This is a genomic window from Pedobacter polysacchareus, from assembly GCF_019802255.1.
GTDB lineage: Bacteria > Bacteroidota > Bacteroidia > Sphingobacteriales > Sphingobacteriaceae > Pedobacter > Pedobacter polysacchareus.
Window position 1 is genome coordinate 300,465 of record NZ_JAHYSS010000002.1, and the last position, 15,612, is coordinate 316,076.

The following is a 15,612-nucleotide window of genomic DNA, read 5'->3' on the forward strand; positions in this document are numbered from 1 at the left end:
CGATCAATTTCCTGCCTTTAAAAAAACGGCCACCGTATTTAAATACGATGGCCGTTTTTTTAGCTCCGGTTTATTTCCCTTTATGAATGGCAATCTTATACTGATAAGTAGCCAGGAAATACCTTCTGAGAATCTGCTGTTCAGAAGTACTTACTGAATTCTCACTTGCATAGCGATAAACAGAAATACGCTGGTTTAATACATCGAATACCGATAGTTTTAGTTGTCCGCGGTCTTTTTTGAACATCTGGACACTGACCGCAAGGTTCAGAATGTTGGCGCTTTTTGAGAAACCTTCGCTGAGATTTGGATTATAGTTAAAGTTGTATTTACCATCAATGATGATTCTTTGAGGCCATCTTAAAGTCAGTTCCGCCCCAATATTATGTGAGGGCGTATTGATATTTTTAAAGTCTACTTTTTTATAGGTTGTGATGGATTGTCTGAAATCGTATTTCGTGCTAATGGTAAATAAAGATTGATAATTGAAGTTGAAACTCTGACTGGCGTTTGCATAGTAATTGTATTGTATGCCTTCATCCTGGTTTAGAAAAAAAGCACTTTTAGTGACATGGAGGGAAAAATAGCTTTCTAATCCAAATTGCCAGTCCTGAGACTTTTTAAACTGCTTGCCAAAATTTGCACCCATATAACCGGATACTCCGCCATCTTTGTTAATAGGGGTGGTAGTTGTCGTTCCATTGGCATCTATCGTATTTTTTTCAATGGTATTGTTGTCAGTGAATGTTAATCCTGCATAGGTATTAAAATTGATCTGCTTTTCATTATTGTATTTGTAGAAGTTTCCAGTAAACTCACGATTGTATTTAGGCTTCAGTTCAGGATTCCCAATGTATTTGCGGAGCTGTGTGTACGTTCTGGTGATGGGCTGCATCTGAGCGATGTTAGGCTGTTCGATTTGTTCCTTATAGTAGATGGAAAAACCTGGACCTTGAAAGGATACCATTGGAAATATGTTAAAGTATTTTAAGTATTGATCGGGAATGGCTTTGTTAAATTTGTTTTGCAGACTTTGTAAGGTGGCATTCATGCCGACTCTGATGTTGTATTCTTTTGAGAAGCGATAAGAAAGTTGCGGCATTAGTTTTTGTGTCCAGGTATTTCTGGTCAGTTCGCTGCTCTGCTCAGACAGGAAGATGTTGTATAAACCATCCACTGGATTTTTGTCGTAATTGGAGACCTTTTCTGTAGAATTGACATAATTAGCCCCAGCCTTGAGCTCCAGTTCCAGAGACTTACTAAAGGGGTAACTATAATCTATACTGATAGCCGCATCATTTGAGCGGTTATTGTTGTCTTCCAGCCGATCTAAAAGTTCCGATTTAATCGTTTCCACATAGGACTTTAAATCCATCAGAGAATAATTGTCAGCAGATTTTCTATTCAAATTTAAGAAATGCTGAATGTTTATGGATTCGCCTTCCTTTTTAAACCGTCTGAAGTAGGAAGCAGTGTGAGAAAAGCCACGGTCGTCTGACTTATTCGTGTTTGCACTATTAGATTCAGAAAGTTTTGGATGTAAGGTGTTGAAGCTGCTGTTCATGCCTGAACTTTGCTGATACTCGCTGCCTAGGTTAAGTGTTGGTCGATACCGAAAACGGTTTAAAGTATCAGGCGCCCATTCAATTAAACCTGATATTGCATGTTTATTCTTGTTGTTCCGATTTTCTGACCTGGAAGAAGAACTGAGTATGGTTTCTGCCAATGTTTGCTCATTAAAATTGGTTGAACTAGCTGTAGTTCGGGTATTGGTATAAAAATAGGTCAGATTGCTTTTTAGTTTCTCGCCATAATTGTTATTGATGTTTAAGCCTCCGCTGCTTACCTTTTCCATATGGCCACCCCAGCTTTGTCCGCCAAAGGTGCCGTCATAAAATTCTGAGCCCCCAGATCGGTCGAAACCTCCCATCGAATATAAATCGTCCTGAGAAAAGCCGGTTTTATTCAAGTTATTCGATAAGCCAATGAGACTTACCTGTAAAGTATCTCTGAAATTACTCAGGATGCCTCCTACTTCATAACGATCTCTGCTGCCAGCTCCAGCCTGAATTTTGCCTATGGTACTTTTTTTGATTTTACTTTTTAATTTCAGGTTGATGACCTTTGAGAGCTCCGAGGCATTGAGTTTATGGGAAGGGTCATTTTCCCGGTCATCATACACCTGAATTTTGTCGAGCAGGTCGGCATCCAGATTTCTGGTAGCCACCAATGGATCATTTCCAAAAAACTCTTTACCGTCAATCAGCAGCTTGCTGATCTTCTTTCCATTCACCAGAATAGAACCATTGCTATTGACCTGCACCCCAGGTAATTTCCTTAGCAGCTCTTCTACTACGGCATTTGGCCTGGTCTTAAAAGCTTCAGTATTGAACTCTATCGTGTCTTTTTTGATCAGTACTGGTGATCTTTCTCCCTGAATGATGACTTCTTTCAGGTGTGTACTGCTCAGCAGCAGTAGACCAAAATCTTTAAGCTCACCGCCTTTTAATTGCAGATGCTGTCTATGTGTAGGGTAACCCACATAAGAAATAATCAGTTTTGTAGGGCGGTCTACGGGAATACCCGATAAATTAAACCCTCCCTTTTTATCAGATAAGGTATAAGAAATTAAAGTGGTGTCTTTTGAATTGACCACAGCAATAGTAGCAAATTCTATAGGAGCATTACTGCTGGAATCAGCTAAAGAACCTTTTATGGCGGCTTTATTTTGTGCGTAGGTATTGGATGCTATTAAAAATAGCAGGAGAGGAGCTAAAACTTTAAACATGAAGAGCGTGTTGTATGGTGGTTTGTCTGTTTTCTTTTTAGGAAAATAGATTGGTTATTCAAGTATACTGTATTTTCGTAACTATGTCTAGTTAAATTATGTTAAAACATTTATGAGCCATAAAAAAAGAGGGTACCTGATTCAGGCACCCTCTTTTGCTTTATAGGAATATGTGATTATTTGTTCACTGTATTCATGTGGTAATCCACTAAATCATCTATAGGAGAACGGATCACTTTACCAACGCCCATTTCATATCTATCGGCCACCTGGCTTAAAATATCTCTGAAGCTATAACCTACAGATCCAACACAGTTTAACGTATATTCCTTGTAATTTGGATAATGAATCACCAAATTCTCAAAGAAGGCTGTAAATGCGAAATCTACTGTAGAGAAGGTATAATCTTCGTAATTGTCTTTATAGTCATATAAGAACTTGCTGAAACCAGCGCAAAAACGATTCGGAAGTGGTTTATTATAAATATGGTCAAAAATGTCCTCATTCGTTAAGGCAAAGTTATCATAGAAACTTTCTCTTAAACCTTTAGGCATATAACCTTTCATGTAATCACTAAGAATTCTTTTTCCGATATAACATCCACTACCTTCATCTCCAAGGAAATAACCTAGAGAATCAATGTTCATGGTAATGTCTTTACCGTCATACAAACAAGAGTTTGTACCTGTGCCTAGTATCGCTGCAAAACCAGGCTCATCACCTAGTAAAGCACGGCATGAAGCCAATAAATCGTGTCCTATGTTGATCTTTGCGTTAGGAAAAACCTGCTGCATCGCATCTGCTACAATTTTGCGCTTGGCATCTGTTGAACAACCTGCACCATAGTAATTTACTTCGGTAAGTTTATCAGTTTCTAAATGATCCGGAAGAGATTTTCTTAACGAACCAACAATATATGCGGTATCTGAAAAGTATGGATTGTATCCCTCTGTATTAAATAGAATTTTTCTGCCTGCTTCATTAATTAAACACCAATTGGTTTTGGTTGAACCACCATCTGCAATAACTATCATCTTAATTTGTTTTTTTCGGGATAAAAGTAAATAATCCTAACACTTTTGTAGGGTTTTTTTTCATAAATTTAATTCTTTGGTTTAAGATTTTAAATAATTTTCCGCCTCTATTGTACAAATAAGGACGTTTTTGCTCGTTTTATTTATTGATTTAAAGTTACCATATTGTTAAAAAAACACTAAGCCTAAAATACACTTGTTATTTTGAAATCCAAATTTAAAATCAAGCATTTACGGGAATTGACATTTTAATTGGGGGAAAAGGACATTTTTTAAATTTAAAAAACCTCCATTACAAGGTTAATAAACGTTTTAGTGGCGTTAAAAGATCTTTTTTAATAAAAGATACATATTCTTGATTTAATGTAATTATCTCGTTAGCTCCCTGGATTTTGTACTGCACCTCTTTTTAACGACATTTAAAAAGATAATATTTGTAGACAAGCTGATAACATAAAATGATAGGAATAAAGATTGATTTGAGAAGCGATACTGTGACCAAACCAACGGCAGGCATGCTGGAAGCCATGATGACAGCGAAGGTTGGCGACGATGTTTTCGGAGAAGACGAAACCGTTCATCAGCTGGAAACGAAGCTGGCCGCGATGTTTAATATGGAAGCCGGATTGTTTTGCCCTTCGGGAACAATGACGAATCAGATCGCCATCAAATGTTTTACCCAACCCATGGATGAGGTCATTTGCGATCAGACTGCGCATGTATATCGGTATGAAGGTGGCGGAATTGCCTACCATTCTATGGCCTCTGTCAGGTTGCTGAATGGGCCGCGCGGTATCGTTACCCCGGAAATGATAGAGCCAGAAATCAATGATGACAATATTCATTATCCCAATTCAAGCCTGGTGGTATTGGAAAATACCGTTAATAAAGGAGGAGGAGCTTGTTATCATTTGGCCCAGATCGAGCCGATTCATACCTTATGTAACATTAAAGGGCTGAAATTACACCTTGATGGTGCCAGAATATTTAATGCCCTGATCGCTACCGGCAATTCCCCAAAACACTACGGACAATATTTCGATGGCATTTCTGTCTGTCTTTCCAAAGGACTCGGTGCCCCTGTAGGCTCTGTTTTGTTGGGCAGCAAAGAGATGATTAGAAAAGCGGTGAAAATCCGTAAAGCATTTGGGGGAGGGATGAGACAAGCGGGGTTCCTGGCTGCGGCTGGAATTTACGCCCTGGATCACCATGTGCAAAGGCTGTCTATCGATCATGATCATGCTAAGTCTCTATCTGCAGCATTAAAGCAGGTCAATTACGTGGTATCTGTGATGCCCGTGGAAACAAATATTGTGATTTTTGAAGTCGCAGCAGGATTTAAAGCAGAAAATATTGTCCATCTTTTGGCCGAGAAAGGCATCGCCTGCAATACCTTCGGACCTACAACAGTCCGCATGGTGACACACCTCGACATTTCGTCTGAGATGATCGACCGCGCCATAGAAACCATTTTAAATTTACATCCTTCTGCCCATAAATAACCTTTACATGAAGAAAATTTTGATAGCCAATAGGGGCGAGATAGCATTGCGTATCATGCGTTCTGCACGTGAAATGGGAATTAAAACGGTAGCCGTTTATTCGGAAGCCGATAGAACAGCACTTCATGTGCGCTATGCCGATGAGGCCATCTGTATCGGGCCGGCAGCATCAAATCAAAGTTATCTGCTTGGGGAAAAAATTATTGAAGCTTGTCAGATAACGGGCGCAGATGCGATCCATCCTGGCTATGGTTTCTTGTCTGAAAATGCCAGTTTTGCAAGGCTAGTGAAGGCTGCTGGCCTGATTTTAATCGGCCCAACACCGGAAGCAATGGAAATCATGGGAAATAAGCTTTCTGCAAAAGCGGCAGCATTGAAATACCAGATCCCGATGGTTCCAGGAACAGAAGAGGCCATCACGGATATTGAAGAAGCCAAATCAAGAGCGGTAGCAGTAGGTTTTCCAATCCTGATCAAAGCAGCTGCCGGTGGTGGTGGAAAAGGAATGCGCGTGGTAGAAAAGGTCAGCGATTTTGAAGAACAAATGCACTTGGCTGTGAGCGAAGCAACTTCTGCTTTCGGCGATGGTGCTGTATTTATAGAACGTTACGTGTCTTCGCCCAGACATATTGAAATACAGGTCCTGGGAGATACTCATGGCAATATTGTACACCTTTTTGAACGCGAATGTTCTGTACAGCGCAGGCATCAAAAGGTGATAGAAGAAGCGCCTTCCAGCGTGCTTACAGAAGAAATCAGAGCAAAAATGGGCAAATGTGCCGTTGATGTGGCCAGATCCGTAAACTATGTAGGGGCCGGTACTGTGGAGTTTATTCTGGATGAAAACCTTGATTTCTTCTTTTTAGAGATGAATACCCGACTTCAGGTAGAACATCCGGTAACGGAATTGATCACTGGACTGGACCTGGTCAAAGAGCAGATTAAAATAGCCCGTGGCGAAGCACTTTCCTATGCGCAGGAAGACCTGAAAATTCATGGTCATGCGATTGAATTGAGGGTGTATGCGGAAGATCCAGAGAACAACTTTTTGCCTGATATAGGCATACTTGAAGTTTATCAAACGCCAAAAGGAAATGGGGTACGTGTAGATGATGGCTTTGAACAAGGCATGGAAATCCCTATTTATTATGATCCGATGATCGCCAAATTGATTACTTATGGTCAGAACCGCGAGGAAGCGATGGAAAGAATGATCAGGGCTATTGACGAATATCACATTACCGGGATAAAAACTACGTTGGGTTTTGGTAAATTTGTAATGCAGCATGAAGCCTTTAGATCAGGGAATTTCAACACACATTTCGTAAGCAAATATTTTAGCCCGGACCGGATGAAGCTGAGTGACGAAAATGAAGCGCTAATGGCAGCAGTCATAGCTGCAATAACTTATAAAAAGAAACCAGATGTATTGATTGCTGAATCTCAGGAACAGCAAATCAGCAATTGGAAAAGAAACCGTACAAAATATAATTAGCAGATGTTTACAGGAATTATTGAAACATTAGGAGAGATCACAGCGATTAAAGAAGAAGGTACTAATCTTCATTTTACCGTTCAATCGCAATTGAGTAACGAATTAAAGATTGATCAAAGCGTGTCCCACAATGGGGTATGCTTAACGGTAGTGGCTTTAACAGAAGATGCACATACCGTAACGGCCATTCAGGAAACCCTGGAAAAGAGCAATCTGGCTCATTTAAAAGTTGGTAGTAAAGTGAATCTGGAACGCTGTATGCAGATGAACGGACGCCTGGACGGACATATTGTACAAGGTCATGTAGACCAGACCGCCATTTGTGTAAAAAGAGAAGAATTAGATGGCAGTTGGGAGTATCGCTTTAAATATGACGCACAAAATGGAAATGTGACCGTAGAAAAAGGCTCTGTTAGTGTAAACGGAATCAGTTTAACTGTCGTAGGCTCAGCAGATGATGAGTTTTCTGTTTTTATCATTCCTTATACTTTCGAGCATACCAACCTTCATCAGGTGGAAGTTGGAACTACCGTAAACCTTGAGTTCGACATTATCGGTAAGTATGTAGCCCGTTTGGTTGGCCGTACCTCATTATCGCTTTAGTTCTTCAATCTTATTCTTTATAAAAACGATCAGCTTGGGCTGCTCAGCAGTATTTATCGTTTTCAGGTATTGCTGGTAATAACTAATGGCATTTTTCTTGTCATTTAGCTTGGTTTCATAAACCAATGCAATGTTATAATATAAACTGCCATTGTTCTCAAATAACAATCCCCGCTTATAAGTAGTGATGGCCTGATCGTTTTTATCAAGACTCTCATAAGAGTCTCCCAATAAACCATAATAACTGGATGTTTTAGGGGAAATGGCGGCTTTCACCGTTTTTTCCAGATACTTAACGGCGTTCTTGTGGTCCTTAATTCCGCGGTAACTCAAGGAAATGTTGTACAAAAGTCCTTCCGCATCTTCGCTTTTACTGTTGACCATTAGAAAGTAATTCAGCGCTTTTTGATAATTCAGCAATAAGAAATAGCTCTTCGCAATATTATTCAGTACGAAGCTGGAACTGTCTCCATAACTCATTAATTTCTCACCGGTCTGAATGGCCTCCTTATACTTTTTAGCAGCAATTGTTGCCGGCATTTTCATCTTTAGCAACTGTAGATTGCTGCTGTCGGCAGCTAATGCGGGCTCCAGCACACTTAATGCCTTCTCAAAATAGTTCATCTTGAAGTAAAGTTCACTTAACTCATAAGCGACATCAGCATCTTCCGGATTCAGTTGATTGGCCTTTTTATAATGGTCAATCATAGGGATCAGATCTCCCTGCTCTTTTTCTATACGTCCGATCTGCTTGTAAGCATTGAAATTATTGCTGTCCAGGGTAATGATATGGCTGATATATTCCTTCGCCTTGCTGTTATTGCCCCTTCTTAAATTGATATTGGCCAGGTTAAATAAACCTGGAATATCATCGGGCTTTTCTGCATAAAGCTTTAGGTAGTTTTTTTCTGCTTCCGGAAGTTTTCCTGCCATTAAATAGGCATAAGCCAATTGTGAAATCGCTTTTGGGTCATTTATATCCTCCTTATAAATACTTTGCAGGTATTGAGCAGCATCCAGGTACCGTTGTGATTGAAAAAAATCCAATAATTTCTCTTTATCTAAAACAGGGTTGGTTTGTGCATTTACAATAACGGTACAGCTCAATATCAAGAGGGAAAGGAGGAATCTTTTCATTTAACGTATAGATTGATTTTATAGGATGATTGCTCGGGGAACAATTTCGTTTCAATAAACTAAGTTATTAGTTTGATTTCAGTATTCCAAATTTGAACCTGATAATCTGGTCCAAATGGAGAAAATGAAAACATCTTGGCAAGGTAATTGGTTCTATCAACATATCAATAACAGGTTAAACTAAATCAAAAAAACATGGATACATTAAAGAAGTTTGAATTAATGGAGAAGATAGTCAGGGAGTTGGTTGATTTACAGCATTCACAACAAGCGATTATCCAGAAGATAGGAAAGATTGAAGTAGATAATATTGAATTGGGGGATAAAAGGCTGGATAAAGATCTTCCAGACATGCACCAGCGGGTTTCAGACAATCTTGAAACCATCGTAGGAATCCTGGCTTATTTTGGTGACAAAACTGAGAATTTTGGAAATAAAAACAATGTGGAAGCGCTAAAAGAGCAGCAAACCATTGACGAGGCTACTGGCCATTAAAGAAACATCATAATAGGTGAATGGATAACTACCATCATCCAGATGAACCTGAGAAAAAAGCTGATGCAGGGATTAATGCATCGGCTTTTTTATTTGTTTATTGCTCAAATCATCTTTTGGCGGGGCAACGGGGATGAATAAATTGAATCGCGTTCCTACACCCAATTCACTTTCCACGCTAATAGTCCCATCATTACGCTCCATAAATTCCCTGCATACCACCAATCCGAGTCCTGTTCCTTTTTCATTTAAAGTCCCTCGCGTAGACATGTTCTCTCCGCTAAATAACTTTTTCACAGTTTCTTCTTTGATACCGACCCCATTATCATGAATCGTCAGCATCATCTGACCTTTTGTATAAACGGAGGAAATATCGATCTCACAGCCCTCGTAACAGAATTTTATAGCATTACTCAGTAAATTGCGCACCACAATCTGAATCATCAGCATATCTGCATATACCATGATTCCTGGAAATACATCCTGTATAATCTTCACATTTTTTGATTCCGCAGAAGGTAAATGGTAATTTACTTCATTGATGATCATGCTCCTCAAATCGAAATACTCTTTATTGAGTCCGTATCCTTTTAATTGGCTTCTGGACCAGTGTAAAATATTTTCCAGCAATTCTGTGGTATATAAAATGTCCTTGTTTAAGGTCGGTGATAACATTTTAAACTCCTCAATCGTAATCTGATCATTAGAAATCATTTTGAGTACTTCGGAAAGATTCACCAATGGGCCACGAAGGTCATGTGCAATGATGGAAAAAATTCGGTCCTTTAGCTGATTTAGTTTTTTAAGCTCTTCGGTTTGCTGCTGAGAGCGGGCGGCCTCCTGTTTAAAATGGGTCAGGTCCTGAAATTTAATCACGGTAGCTACATTGCTCAGCTGATTGTCGTCCAGGTAAATAATATCGGCTTCCAGGTCATGGACACCCAATGGGCTTTCCACGCTGAGTTCCACTTTTCCCGATTGGTGTTTCCTTAAAAATTCAAAGAAATTATCCTGTTCTGGAAACAGGGATTCAATAGTGGAACCGATGATTTTTTTGCTGTTAGGTTCCTCAAGGTATTTTCTTAAAGCCTGATTATAATCAATAATTCTGTACTGTTTATCAATCACTACAAAGCCATCTTGTATCAAGTCCAGCACCTTTTCTCTGGCCACAGGCAGTACATCAAAAAGTTTATACCGGTAAGCAGCGAGTGCCACAAAAGCGATGGTTCCTGCAAAAGCAAAAGGGGTAAGGTCTAGGTTTTGGACAGGGCGGAAGCCAAAAACATAGGCGATATTAGTCACCCAGGGGATGAGCGCAGCAATGATAATGCTGTAATTTTGTCGTTTATAGATGGGATCAGCCTTGCGAAATGCGGCAATCAGTAGGTAACTGCCAATGGCCAGTAACGAATAAAAGTAAGCGGTAAATATTTTATACGAGATGCCAGGTTCTATGGACACCGTAGGAAATGGACCGCTGGTGTCCATGAAATAATTTTTATAATGCAGGTGATGAAGGTCATTGGTCCAAACCAGAAGCGTGGTAATTGAAGTAACACTGACCAATAAAGACAAGTTCAGAGTTCGCTTATACCAGTACTCTTTTCCGGATAGTTTCAAGCAGAACAGCAGCCAGTAAAGTGGAACTGTAGTAATGCCGATATATTCAATGTCTATGAAAAATTTTGCTGTCTTTAAATCGCTGGTCGCGAGTTCAAAACCATATCCTAAAGACCAGATGGCATAAGACAGCATGACGAGACCAAAAAGTCGCACTGCGCCATGGTCTTTGCGGTAAGCATACCAAGATAAGAAAAGCGTGACCGCCCCAAAAAAGATCAAAAAATAAGAGTACGCATTAAATGTAAAATCCATCTAAATAGGTGATGATAAGGGATCCACTTTTGAATTCTAACACGATTTCAAACTGGCGATTGTAAATATAAAATTACGTAATATACTGATGAATTAAAAATATTCTTAGTTTTACATATCAGTATAAAATCAACCTAACATTACATTATGAAAAAAATAATCTTATCTGCGTTATTCATCTGTTCGAGCATGATGGCGTTTAGTCAGATCTTACCTAGCTTTCAATTCGGATTAAAAGGTGGTGTCAATATGACCAAGTTCAGCACAGAAGGTACTTTTAAAAGTGAAAACAGAGCAGGATATTATGGTGGTATTTGGGCGCGCATTGGCGCAGCTGGAATTCATTTACAGCCAGAGATGTATATTTCAGGTAAAAACACCACTTTAAAAGATGCCAATGGCTTTGAGAATAAAGTAGATTTTACAAGTTTAGATATTCCGGTATTAGTAGGTACAAAAATCGGCGCAGCTGGAGTGGGGATTCGTTTAAACACTGGACCAGTGGTTTCTTTTGTATTGAGCAAAGATCAATCGATTAAAGACGCTACTACTCAGGTGTTCAAAGGAAACTTTAAAGATCAGAACTTTGCATGGCAGTTTGGTGCAGGACTGGATGTCAGTAAATTAGGCATCGACTTAAGATATGAACAAGGATTGTCCAAAATTGGCAAAGACGATTACAGTAATGCAAAAAAACTAGGCTTATTCACACTAGGACTAGCTTACCGTTTGTTCTAAAATACAATTTTTCAACAATTGTTGAAAAGGGCTGAACTTTAGGGTTTTGCCCTTTTTTTTGGCGCTAAAATTGATATTATGATTCTCCCTAACTTAAATAAGAAGACCATGAATATCAAAGAATTATTATTGAATGGAAAAGGCTTCTCAGAGCTGCTGAAACAATTCTCTATTGAAGCTGATGATGTCAAAATTCAGGATGAAGACGTGATCTTGTCTGACCAGATTTTGCGACACAAAGACATTGTTAAAGAAAGCATTTGTATTGAAGGTAAAAACAAAGAAGGCATTGTCAACTTATTTGGAACCCTCCATTACAACCTGCTGAATAAATTGGCTGTTTTTGAAATGCAGGGATTTGAGAAAATTTCCGCGGTATAAAGTGCCTAGTTATCCTTAATTACCTCTTTAATTTCGTAGTTGAATGCACCCTTAATTGGGCGTATAGGACGGTTTTTGTCGTCACTCAGCACTTTTACATAACAAGCTCCGAAGTAAAAAATGAAGGAGGAATAGAAAACAAACAGCATAATCAGAACAATAGATCCTGAAGTGCCATAGATGTTGCCAATGCCACTAAGCGGCAGCATAATTCTAAGAATAGACTTTCCAATGGTAAACAGAATCCCCGTAAGGATTCCGCCATGGATCGCATTTTTCCATCGCGGACGGCCATTGGTTAAGTACTTAAATAAGACCGAAAACCAAGTCGTCACAATGATAATAAATAAGATCTGGTTTAAAAACAATAGGAAAAATCTTCCAAAAGTTGGGGCAGCATTGTTCACATAAGTCCCGATGATGGCCTGCATACTGTCTGTCAGGATCCCGACAAAAAATAACAGTCCAGCCAGTAAAATGATCACAAATGATCGCGCCCGAAGCTTCATCTTGAAGTAGAACCCCATTTTTTCTTTTATCCCAATAGACCAGATCTGATCCATAGAGTTTTTGATGACTGCAAAAAGGGTGGTCGCTACAAATAAGAAAAAGATAAAACTCAAAACGGTTGCATACCATTGGTGGTCTACACCTCTGATGTTTCGCAGTACCTGTTTAATTTGAGTGGTACTGCTGTCGTCCAAGACGGTGCCTAAACGCTCAAACAAAGTATTGGCCAGCGTTTTCCTGTCCGTGAAAAATCCAAACAAGCGGATTAAGATGATCAAAATAGGAGGTAAGGCAAAGTTTGCAAAGAAAGCAGTAGCGCCGGCAAGTCGCAGTGGATCATTCTTTTGGAATAATTTAAATGCCGCACTAAAGCGTGTAAAGAATAATGAGATGCTTCCGATGATGTTAATTTCCATTCCCCGCAGGTTGCCTTTAGGCCGAAATTAACTATTTTTTCTTAAATCATTGCCTGCTATCCTGTAAAAAAGCCAGTACTGTTTCCAGACTGGCTTTCGTTTTATGAATAATAATCTCAGTTTTATAAATTACCCCTCAATTCCTGCTCCCTTTCCAGGGATTCGAATAAGGCTTTAAAATTGCCGGCGCCAAAGGATTGTGCGCCTTTTCTTTGGATAATTTCAAAGAATAAAGTCGGTCGGTCTTCTACCGGTTTAGTGAAAATCTGTAACAGATAACCCTCCTCGTCACAATCTACCAGGATTCCCAGCTCTTTTAGCTGTGCAATCTCCTCGTCAATCTGACCCACGCGGTTTGGCATCATGGTATAATAGGCTTCAGGGGGTGCACTTAAAAACTCAACCCCTCGAGCTTTTAAGTCCTTTACCGTAGACAAAATATCTTTTGTAGCTACCGCAATGTGTTGCACCCCTTCGCCTTCATAAAATTCTAAATATTCTTCAATCTGTGATTTCTTCTTTCCTTCTGCAGGCTCATTGATCGGGAATTTGGAAAAACCATTCCCATTGCTCATCACCTTGCTCATCAGTGCAGAATATTCAGTATTGATCTGTTTATCATCAAATGATAAGATGTTTACAAATCCCATCACATCTTCATACCATTGTACCGTCTCATTCATCCTGTTCCAGCCCACATTGCCCACGCAATGGTCAATGTATAGCAAACCTGCTTCTTTAGGCGCATAGTCGCTGTTCCAGACACGATAACCCGGCATGAATGTTCCGTTATAGTTTTTACGTTCCACAAACATGTGGATGGTTTCACCATAAGTATAAATCCCCGACATGCGCACTTCTCCGGATTCATCCGTTAAGGTCGTGGGTTCCAGGTATGGCTTTGCCCCGCGTTTAGTCGTTTCTTCAAATGCACTATAGGCATCATCCACCCATAAAGCCAATACTTTTACGCCATCACCATGCTTTTTCACATGTTCTGCAATCGGGCTTTCCGATTTCAAAGCAGTGGTCAGTACCAATCTGATCTTTCCCTGCTGCAACACATAGGAAGCGCGGTCGCGTACACCCGTTTCTGGTCCTGCATAAGCCAGAGATTGAAAACCAAACGCTGTTTTATAGTAATGTGCAGCTTGTTTTGCATTGCCTACATAGAATTCTATGTAATCCGTTCCATTTATTGGAAGAAAATCCGGCGCTTTAGCGATCTTTTCTGCAAATGTTTGTGTACTCATGATTTTAATAATTTAAACTCTTTATCTGATATTCTAAGGTTTGTTTATTCTACGTTTTGCTGCCAGCTTTTGTAGTAATGCTCATCTTCAATACGGATGGCATCTTCCGTTAACATTAATGGGCGGAAAGGATCAATCATGACAGCCAGTTCTTCCGTACTTTCTTTACCGATCGATTTTTCTACCGTTCCTGGGTGTGGCCCATGAGGAATTCCACCTGGATGTAAGGTAATCTGACCTTTAACCACACTTTTTCTGCTCATAAAATCACCGTCTACGTAATATAATACCTCATCACTATCCACATTGCTGTGGTTGTATGGAGCAGGAATAGAAAGCGGATGGTAGTCGTATTTCCGCGGAACAAAAGAGCAGATCACGAAGTTATGCCCTTCAAAAGTCTGATGCACCGGAGGCGGCTGATGTAACCGGCCTGTAATCGGTTCAAAATCATGTATAGAAAATGCCCATGGATAGTGAAAACCATCCCAGCCTACGAAATCAAAGGGATGAGTACCATAAGTATAAGGATACATTAAGCCTTGTTTCTTGATCAATACCTTGAAATCACCAAATTCATCGATGGTTTCCAGGTCTTGTGGGCGTCTGATGTCACGCTCACAATATGGAGAATGTTCCATTAACTGCCCGTATTCATTTCTATAACGTTTTGGGGAGCGGATAGGACTGAAACTTTCGATGATAAAAAGCCTGTTTTTCTCATCGTCAAATTCCATTTGGTAAATGGTACCGCGAGGTATCACCAGGTAATCGCCGTAGGCAAAACGAATCTTTCCGAAACCTGTCTTTAGCGTTCCCGTACCCTCATGGATAAAAATCACTTCGTCTGCCTGACTATTCTTATAAAAATAGTCCGTCATCGATTTTCTTGGCGCTGCCAAAGAGATGTGTAAATCGCTGTTTACGAGTACTGGTTTCCTGCTTTTCAGGTAATCATCTTCTGGTTTGATATTAAAACCGATCAGACTGGTATGACGCAGGTGCTTTTCGCGCGCAATCTTTGGCTCCACCGAGTAAGGCTCACCGAGTTCTTTAACGATCGTTGGCGGGTGACAATGATAAACGAGTGAGTATAAGCTGGAAAACCCTTCAGTAGAAACTAGCTCCTCTGCATATAAATTGCCATCTGGCTTTCTAAAAACGGTATGACGTTTCGCAGGAATAGTTCCTAAGGTATGATAAATAGGCATAACAGTAGGTTAATTTGGTTAGAATTATATGTATATTAATAACAGTAAAACGTAGAAAACGTTTTATTCAAAAGCAAGGAAGGCTAGTTGGAATACTGGGCAAAAATGATTTTGGAAAGCATCGCATACCGGAAGGCGGCCAACGCTTGTTTGGCTACTTGATTTTGATAT

At 39.8% G+C, this 15,612-nt stretch carries 13 protein-coding genes; 6 read left to right on the top strand and 7 right to left on the bottom strand.

What is annotated here, in order from left to right; translation table 11 throughout:
• Positions 1-70: 70 nt before the first annotated feature.
• Together K7X70_RS05155 and K7X70_RS05160 are read right to left on the bottom strand one after the other, a co-directional pair.
• Positions 71-2,788 (bottom strand): outer membrane beta-barrel protein, encoded by a 2,718-nt coding sequence (locus tag K7X70_RS05155; RefSeq protein ID WP_222536053.1) that lies wholly within the window; start codon positions 2,786-2,788, stop codon positions 71-73.
• 176 nt (positions 2,789-2,964) lie between these two features.
• Positions 2,965-3,822, bottom strand: a complete 858-nt coding sequence (locus K7X70_RS05160; RefSeq protein WP_062547144.1) for a hypothetical protein — start codon at positions 3,820-3,822, stop codon at positions 2,965-2,967.
• Positions 3,823-4,280: 458 nt separating this feature from the next.
• Between K7X70_RS05160 and K7X70_RS05165 the strand changes: the two genes are divergently transcribed.
• Genes K7X70_RS05165 through K7X70_RS05175 form a run of 3 tightly spaced genes read left to right on the top strand, consistent with a single transcriptional unit; the run spans position 4,281 to position 7,422 of the window.
• Positions 4,281-5,324: a threonine aldolase family protein gene (locus K7X70_RS05165; RefSeq protein WP_255606921.1), complete on the top strand. Its 1,044-nt coding sequence runs from the start codon at positions 4,281-4,283 to the stop codon at positions 5,322-5,324.
• Positions 5,325-5,331: 7 nt separating this feature from the next.
• Entirely contained in the window at positions 5,332-6,819 is a 1,488-nt protein-coding gene (gene accC / locus K7X70_RS05170; RefSeq protein WP_222536054.1) for an acetyl-CoA carboxylase biotin carboxylase subunit, read from the top strand.
• A gap of 3 nt (positions 6,820-6,822) precedes the next feature.
• Entirely contained in the window at positions 6,823-7,422 is a 600-nt protein-coding gene (locus K7X70_RS05175; protein WP_222536055.1) for a riboflavin synthase, read from the top strand.
• On the opposite strand, the gene K7X70_RS05180 is transcribed toward K7X70_RS05175, so the two are convergent.
• Positions 7,411-8,559: a tetratricopeptide repeat protein gene (locus K7X70_RS05180; protein WP_222536056.1), complete on the bottom strand. Its 1,149-nt coding sequence runs from the start codon at positions 8,557-8,559 to the stop codon at positions 7,411-7,413. The genes K7X70_RS05175 and K7X70_RS05180 overlap by 12 nt on opposite strands.
• 195 nt (positions 8,560-8,754) lie before the next feature.
• On the opposite strand from K7X70_RS05180, the gene K7X70_RS05185 reads away from it, so the two are divergent.
• Positions 8,755-9,054, top strand: coding sequence for a hypothetical protein (locus K7X70_RS05185; RefSeq protein ID WP_222536057.1), 300 nt, complete (start codon positions 8,755-8,757; stop codon positions 9,052-9,054).
• 72 nt (positions 9,055-9,126) lie between these two features.
• Here the strand turns inward: K7X70_RS05185 and K7X70_RS05190 are convergent, their stop codons facing one another.
• The gene (locus K7X70_RS05190; protein WP_222536058.1) at positions 9,127-10,932 is read right to left on the bottom strand and encodes a sensor histidine kinase; all 1,806 of its coding nucleotides are present in this window, start codon (positions 10,930-10,932) and stop codon (positions 9,127-9,129) included.
• A 147-nt stretch (positions 10,933-11,079) separates the two neighbouring features.
• Between K7X70_RS05190 and K7X70_RS05195 the strand changes: the two genes are divergently transcribed.
• The gene (locus tag K7X70_RS05195) at positions 11,080-11,670 is read left to right on the top strand and encodes a porin family protein (protein ID WP_062547151.1); all 591 of its coding nucleotides are present in this window, start codon (positions 11,080-11,082) and stop codon (positions 11,668-11,670) included.
• Positions 11,671-11,778: 108 nt separating this feature from the next.
• Positions 11,779-12,051 carry a hypothetical protein gene (locus K7X70_RS05200; protein ID WP_222536059.1) on the top strand — a complete coding sequence of 91 codons (273 nt, stop codon included), beginning with the start codon at positions 11,779-11,781 and terminating at the stop codon, positions 12,049-12,051.
• A 5-nt stretch (positions 12,052-12,056) separates the two neighbouring features.
• On the opposite strand, the gene K7X70_RS05205 is transcribed toward K7X70_RS05200, so the two are convergent.
• From K7X70_RS05205 to K7X70_RS05215, 3 genes are all read right to left on the bottom strand, one after another.
• On the bottom strand, positions 12,057-12,977 hold the full coding sequence (locus tag K7X70_RS05205; protein ID WP_222536060.1) for a YihY/virulence factor BrkB family protein: 921 nt from the start codon (positions 12,975-12,977) through the stop codon (positions 12,057-12,059).
• Positions 12,978-13,099: 122 nt separating this feature from the next.
• Positions 13,100-14,230, bottom strand: a complete 1,131-nt coding sequence (gene hppD, locus K7X70_RS05210) for a 4-hydroxyphenylpyruvate dioxygenase (protein ID WP_222536061.1) — start codon at positions 14,228-14,230, stop codon at positions 13,100-13,102.
• 44 nt (positions 14,231-14,274) lie between these two features.
• Entirely contained in the window at positions 14,275-15,441 is a 1,167-nt protein-coding gene (locus tag K7X70_RS05215; protein WP_222536062.1) for a homogentisate 1,2-dioxygenase, read from the bottom strand.
• Positions 15,442-15,612: the final 171 nt, after the last annotated feature.